The organism is Aminobacter sp. DSM 101952 (assembly GCF_001424795.1).
Lineage (GTDB): Bacteria > Pseudomonadota > Alphaproteobacteria > Rhizobiales > Rhizobiaceae > Aminobacter > Aminobacter aganoensis.
This window is the reverse complement of record NZ_LMCL01000017.1, coordinates 25,302-31,870: the sequence shown is the minus strand read 5'-3', so window position 1 is coordinate 31,870 and position 6,569 is coordinate 25,302. Positions and strand designations below refer to the sequence as shown.

At 66.3% G+C, this 6,569-nt stretch carries 5 protein-coding genes; 3 read left to right on the top strand and 2 right to left on the bottom strand.

Annotation, left to right across the window (positions count from 1 at the left end; all coding sequences use genetic code 11):
* Window positions 1-227: 227 nt before the first annotated feature.
* Window positions 228-1,814 carry an ABC transporter substrate-binding protein gene (locus ASC75_RS13725; RefSeq protein ID WP_055976186.1) on the bottom strand — a complete coding sequence of 529 codons (1,587 nt, stop codon included), beginning with the start codon at window positions 1,812-1,814 and terminating at the stop codon, window positions 228-230.
* A 285-nt stretch (window positions 1,815-2,099) separates the two neighbouring features.
* On the opposite strand from ASC75_RS13725, the gene ASC75_RS13720 reads away from it, so the two are divergent.
* From ASC75_RS13720 to ASC75_RS13710, 3 genes are all read left to right on the top strand, one after another.
* A complete protein-coding gene (locus ASC75_RS13720; RefSeq protein ID WP_055976182.1) occupies window positions 2,100-3,020 on the top strand; it encodes a sulfurtransferase in 921 nt (306 codons plus the stop codon).
* A gap of 105 nt (window positions 3,021-3,125) precedes the next feature.
* Complete coding sequence (locus ASC75_RS13715; protein WP_055976179.1) at window positions 3,126-4,337, top strand: YeeE/YedE family protein; 1,212 nt, start codon at window positions 3,126-3,128, stop codon at window positions 4,335-4,337.
* A 490-nt stretch (window positions 4,338-4,827) separates the two neighbouring features.
* Window positions 4,828-5,436, top strand: a complete 609-nt coding sequence (locus ASC75_RS13710) for a hypothetical protein (protein ID WP_055976202.1) — start codon at window positions 4,828-4,830, stop codon at window positions 5,434-5,436.
* Here ASC75_RS13710 and ASC75_RS13705 read toward each other — a convergent pair whose 3' ends face one another.
* Window positions 5,437-6,543 (bottom strand): serine hydrolase domain-containing protein, encoded by a 1,107-nt coding sequence (locus tag ASC75_RS13705; RefSeq protein ID WP_055976176.1) that lies wholly within the window; start codon window positions 6,541-6,543, stop codon window positions 5,437-5,439.
* Between the last annotated feature and the right edge of the window lie 26 nt (window positions 6,544-6,569).

Below are 6,569 nucleotides of genomic sequence, written 5' to 3'. Positions count from 1 at the left end.
GCGGCGGCGGCGGCGGCGGCGGCGGCGGCGGCGGCGGCGGCGGCGGCGGCGGCGGTGGCGGTGGCGGCGGCGGCGGCGGCGGCGGTGGCGGCGGCGGCGGTGGCGGCACACACTGATCGATCACTCGCCTGATCATTTGATGAACGCAGTGAGCCGGGCGGCATAGCCGCCCGGCTTTTTTCATTGTCCGGTCTAGAGGCGGCGTTGTTGCCGCTTCGGCATTGGGGCTATTTGGAGACTGCCGAATAGCGGTCGTCGGACAGGGTCATGCCCATCACGAGACCCTTGACCCTGGCGTTCACCGCCACCTTTCGCACTTCCTGGAACATGAAGATGAAGGGCGAAACGCGGCTGTGCACCTTCTGGATCGCCTCATACATGCCCTTGCGCGTCGACGTGTCCAGTTCGCGCACGGCCGCCATGGCCTCGGGTGAAAGCGGCCCCGCGTTCCAGCCGAAGCGATCGGTGATGCCTTCCGAACCATCTGGCGCATCCTGCTTGTTGACGGAAAAGGCCTTGGCGTTGGAATGCGGGTCGGGATAATCCGGCCCCCACAGGCCTAGCCAGATGTCGAGGTCGTGATTGCGGTAGCGGTCGAGCCATTCGCGGCCGCCGACGATCTGCAGGTTGAGCTTCACGCCGGCCTTGGCCATGCTGGCCTGGATGGCCTTGGCGAATTCGGTGTAGGGCAGGGTGTCCCAGACCACCATGTCGAGCGAAAATTCACCGCTGACGCCGCCCTCGGCGAGCAATTCCCTGGCCCTGGCGACGTCGAAGCTGAAGGGGGTGTAGTCGATCGCGCCGAGAAAACCCTTCGGTATCATGGTCTGATGGACCTCCATCATGCCGCGCGAGACGGTGTCGACCATACCCTGGTAGTCGATCATGTATTTCATCGCCTCGACCACCTTGGGGTTGGCGAGATACTGGTTCCGGACGTTCAGGCCCATGTAGTAGATGTTGCCGGATCGGCCGCTGACGACGGCAAGTTTCGGGTTGTTGGCGATGGTGTCGAAATCGTCGGGCCCGAGCCGGTTGGCGATGTCGATGTCGCCGGCCTCGAGCAATTGGCGCTGGACGGCGCTCTCGGCGACATGACGGATCAGGATGCTGTCGACCTTCGGCGCCGCGCCCCAGTAATTGTCGTTGCGTGTCAGCAGGATCGACTGCCTCGGTTGCCATTTGCTGAGCGCGAACGGGCCGGAGCCGGCTGAGTTGTCGGCCTTCAGCCAGGCATTGCCATAGTCGCCGTCGACTTCATGCGTCTTGACGATCTTGCTGTCGACGATGCCGCCGATATAGGACGACAGGCAGTAGAACAGGAAGCTCGGCGCATAGGTGTCGGCGATCTCGATGACCAGGGTCTGGTCGTCGAGGGCCTTGATGCGGTCGTCGACGTTTTCCGGCGAGAAGCCGAACTGGCCGATGATGAAGGCCGAGCGCGACTTCAGGTGGACGACCCGGCGCAGAGAATATTCGGCGTCCCACGCGGTAACGGGATTGCCTGAGGCAAAGCGCGCCCTGGGGTTCATCTTGAAGGTGAAGGTTCGGCCATCGGGTGAAATCGTCCAGCTCTCGGCGAGCACGCCGATGATCCTGGTCGGGTCGTTGACGTCGAAGCTGACCAGCGACTGGTAGATCTGGGTGCTGGCAAGCACGCCGCCGACCTCGCCCACCTCGTTGGGGTCGAGCGTCATGACGTCGTCGATGGCGTCGGCGACGATGAGCGTATTCGCGGGCGTTTCGGCAAAAGCCATCGACGCGGCAAGAACCGCGCCGAAGATCGCTCCGGCCATGGCCTTCAGAAAACGCATACCTGTCCCCTCATGGGCCTTTGCTGCGGCCCCAGCTATCGGCCCGGCGACGTCGATGAGAAAATCGTCGCAATGGGCCGATTTGTGAATTGGTTATATTCTTTATTCTGCATGTGAACATCGAATTCGGTCGCCGGAATGAATTTCTAATTCAATGGCATATGGTCGTATCTCATTCCGGAATTCCCGGAAATTTCGGGCGTAATTGCCGTGTGCGGGGCCTTCCGGTAGACTATAAATGTGGCCGACGCCTGTTTTTAGAACGTTTTTCCGGGGAGTAGTCCGATGCGTTTTTCTCTGATCGCCGCAGTCATTACTGCTGGCCTGGCCTTCGCCACCGGCGCGCAGGCCGAGCGCCTGACCGACCAGCCGCTGGTCGATGCAGCCTGGCTGAAGTCCAATCTCGGCAACAAGAGCCTCGTCGTCCTCGACGTGCGCGACGCGGCCAAGGATGGCAATCCCTATGACAAGGGCCATGTGCCGGGTGCCATCAACGCTCCCTACGCGACCGCCGGCTGGCGTGCCGAGGTGAACGGCGTCCCCGGCATGCTGCCGCCGCTGGAGACGATCACCAAGACCATCGGCGACCTCGGCGTCAGCAATGACAGCCATGTCGTCATCGTGCCGAACGGCACCGACTCTTCCGAATTCGGCGCTGCAACGCGCGTCTACTGGACCTTCAAGGTGCTTGGCCACGACGCCGTGTCGATCCTGGATGGCGGCGCACGCGCTTGGGAAGCCGCCGGCGGCGAACTTTCGGCCGAAGCGGCCAAGCCCACGGCAGCCACCTTCAAGGGCGAGCTGAAGCAGGAGCTTCTCGCCACCACCGCCGATGTCGAGAAGGCCCGCGCCGACGGCACCAAGCTGATCGACGGCCGCCCGGCCGCGCAGTTCAGGGGCGAGGCCAAGAGCCCGGTCGTCCGTGCTGCCGGCACCATTCCCGGTTCGAAGAACCTCGAAAACAGCAAGCTCTACGACGCCGACAAGGCTTCGTTCGCCTCGAAGGAGACCGTCGGCAACCTTTCCCAGTCCGTCGGCCTCGGCAAGGACGAGCAGAACATCGCCTTCTGCAACACCGGCCACTGGGCGTCCGTCGTGTGGTTCGGCCTGAGCGAGATCGAAGGCAACAAGAACACCAAGATGTATGACGGCTCGATGGCCGAATGGGCCGCCGATCCGGCCCGCCCGGTGCAGCCGGGTTCCTGATCTCGCGCAAGGCAGATCCGAGATGAAAGATGTCCAGGAGCGATCCTGGACATCTTTCATTGAACGGGTCATCCCAGATCAATTGAAGTTCACGACAGAATTGACATGACACAGATCAATCTCGCGACCCCGGCGCCGGCGGCGCCCGTCAATCTCGACAAGGGACCGGTCATCTTCGTCGGGCTGGCCTTCGTGCTTGGCGCGCTGGCCATCGGCGAGGCGATCAGCCTGCGCCAGGCGGTCCTGTTCCTCATGGGTGGCCTGCTCGGGCTGACGCTCTACCACGCCTCGTTCGGCTTCACCGGCGGCTGGCGGCGGTTCGTCGTCGAACGGCGCGGCAACGCCATCCGGGCGCAGATGCTGATGATCGCGGCGGCATCGGTCGTGTTCATCCCGCTGCTAGCCCTGGGCAGTGCCAATGGCCAGGCATTGGTCGGGGCGTTCGCGCCTGTCGGCGTGTCGGTGCTGGTGGGAGCGGCGATGTTCGGCCTCGGCATGCAGCTCGGCGGCGGTTGCGGCTCGGGCACGCTGTTCACGGTCGGCGGCGGCAGCTCGCGCATGCTGGTGACGCTGATGTTCTTCATCGTCGGGGCGCTGATCGGCACGGCGCACCTGCCGTGGTGGCTGGAACTGCCGGCGCTGCCGGAGATCAGCCTCGGCAGGACGCTCGGCGTGCCCGGCGGCGTGACCGTCACGCTGCTCGGCCTCGGGGCAGTTGCCGCGCTGACCGTGCTCGTGGAACGCCGCGCCCATGGCGGGCTCGAAAAGATGAAGCCCGCATCTCGCCGCGGCGTGGCGCGACTGCTGCACGGCCCGTGGCCGCTGGTTGCCGCCGGGCTCGGGCTTGCCGGCCTCAACATCGCGACGCTGGTGACGGCGGGCCATCCCTGGTCGGTCACCTTCGGCTTCGGCCTGTGGGGCGCCAAGGCGGCGCAGGCGGTCGGCGTGCCGGTCGAGACCTGGGCGTTCTGGAACTGGCCCGGGCCGGCCAAGGCGCTGGGCTCGAGCGTGCTTGCCGACATCACTTCGGTGATGAATTTCGGCATCATCCTGGGGGCAGCACTCGCTGCCGGCCTCGCCGGCAAGTTTGCGCCCAAGGTCCATGTGCCGTTCGCCTCGTTCCTGGCGGCGGCCGTCGGCGGCGTGCTGATGGGCTACGGCGCGCGGCTGTCCTTCGGCTGCAATGTCGGGGCGCTATTCTCCGGCATCGCCTCGGGCAGCGTGCATGGCTGGCTCTGGTTCGCCTCGGCCTTCGTCGGCAGCCTCGGCGGGGTCGCGCTGCGTCCGCTCTTCGGTCTCGATGGGTTCAAGAAATGAGCGCGCGCAACACCCTCCTGTTCGGCACCGCCTTCCTCGCCGCCACCTCGGCGGTCGCGGTCGACCATTACCGTTTTGCCGCGCCGAAGCCGGCACCTGCGGCGAGCACTCCGGCGACGCCCTGTGCAGCCGGCAGCCCGTGCGCTGCAGGCAATCCTTGTGCGGCGGGGTCACCATGCGCTGCGGCCTCGCCGTGTTCGGCCGCTTCGCCCTGCGCGGCGGCTCCCTGTGCGGCGGCTTCTCCATGTGCGGCGGCTTCTCCATGTGCAGCTGCTGCCCCTTGCGCTGCCGCGTCCCCGTGTGCGGCAGTATCCCCGTGCTCCGCAGCCGCGCCGTGTTCCGCCGCTTCGCCATGCTCGGCGGCTCCTGCTCCGGCGGCGGCCTCGCCCTGCGCCGCAGCACCGGCTGCATCGCCTCGTGCCGCCGCACCTGCAGCCTCGCCTTGCGCGGCCCAGCCGCAATAGGCCAAGCTGCGGCCTGGAGGCCGACGATGGACGAGACAAGATCAGAGGCGGCGCGGCAGGCGCTGTTCTGCGAACAGGTATTGGCCAAGTCGGGCAGCAACGTGTTGCTCGAGACGCTGCGCGAGGCGAAATCGGTCGCGGCCTGGGAGCACTTTCCGCAGGGCGACGTGTTCGATCCGGAGACGGGCGCGCAGTGGTATTATCACAGCCATCCGCCGCAGGAGGGCCAGGCCGAGCACGGCCATTTCCATTGCTTCGTCCGGCCGGAAGGCGCGAAAGGGCCGATCCACCATCTCGTCGCTGTCGGCGTCGATGCCTATGGCAGGCTGGTCAGGCTGTTCACCGTCAACCAGTGGGTCGTCGGCGACGACTGGCTGGAGGCCGAAGGCACGGTGGCGCTGCTGCCGCGCTTCGACCTGCATTTCGCTAGGCCGTCCTATCTGGTCAATCGCTGGCTGGCCGCGGTGCTCGCGCTCTATGCCGACGAGATCGCGGCATTGATCCGCGAGCGCGACAAGGTGCTGGCCGGGCACCGGCCCGATAATGGCACTCCAGCGCGCGACGACCGCGCGCTGGAGGTGACGTCCGAGCTTGGCGTCGACCTTCGCCAGACGGCCGCCGGGCTCGGCGTCTGATCAGATCTCCCGCAGGATGATGCCGACCGCCTTGTCGACCACGGGGTGCAGGCCGCTGGCATAGAACGACAGGCGGTTGCCGGAGCCGACATTGCTGGTCATGGCGATGGTCAGGCGCGATGCCGGATCGTGCTCCATCACAGTGACATATCCCGGGATGCTGCCCTGGTGGCCGAGCACCAGGCGCCCGGCATATTCGCTGGCGATCAGGCCGGCCCCGGTCTCGCGCAGACGGGTGCCGGGGTAGCTGACCGTGGAGCGGCCGTCCTTCATGGCGGCGAGCAGCGGCGCCGGCAACAGCCTGCCCCCGAGCAAGCCGTTCATGAAGCCGATGAGGTCGGCCGGCGTCGAAACCATGTCGCCGCAGCCATAGGCACCGGAGAACGGGAACGAATCCGAGGAATCCTGCAACTCGTCGGAGTAGGGCAGGACGCCGTCCATGCGCCACATCTCGCCGCCTTTTGCCAGTGCCGAGCTGGCGTCGGCGGCAGGCTTCGGGCGGTGGTAGTAGCCGCGCACCATGCGCGCCCCGGGGAAGGCTTCGGTTGCCGGCGACCAGGTATCCCCAAGGCCGAGCGGGACGAGCACCTTGCGGCGGACATATTCGCCGAGCGAAAGGCCCGACGCCGCCTCGATCAGCATGCCGGCCAGCACATAGCCGGTGTTGTTGTAGACGGCGGCACCGCCGGGTGGGGTCTGGCCGCCGACCTTGAAGGCGAGATCGACGAGCTGGGCCGGGGTCCACACCCGGCTCGGGTCCATCGGGATGTCGTATTCGAATTCCGGCAGGCCGCCGCGATGGTTGACGAGCTGGAGCACCGTCACCTCACCGGAGCGCGGCAGGTCGGGGAACCATCCGGCGATGGGGGCGTCGAGCTCGGCCTTGCCTTCCTCGACCAGCTTCATCAGCGCCGCGGCCACGAAGGTCTTGGTGCAGCTGCCGATCTTGAACAGCCGGTCGGGCGTGACCGGCACGTTGCCGGGCCGGTCGGCAAGACCGGCGGTCACGGCGAGGGTTTCGCCATCTCCCAGCGAGAAGGCGAGGGAGGCCCCCACCGCGCCATCGGCGCGGTAGGTTTCGAGCAGACGGTTCAGTTTTTCGAGCATGACGATCTGCTCTCCTCGGCTGTTGG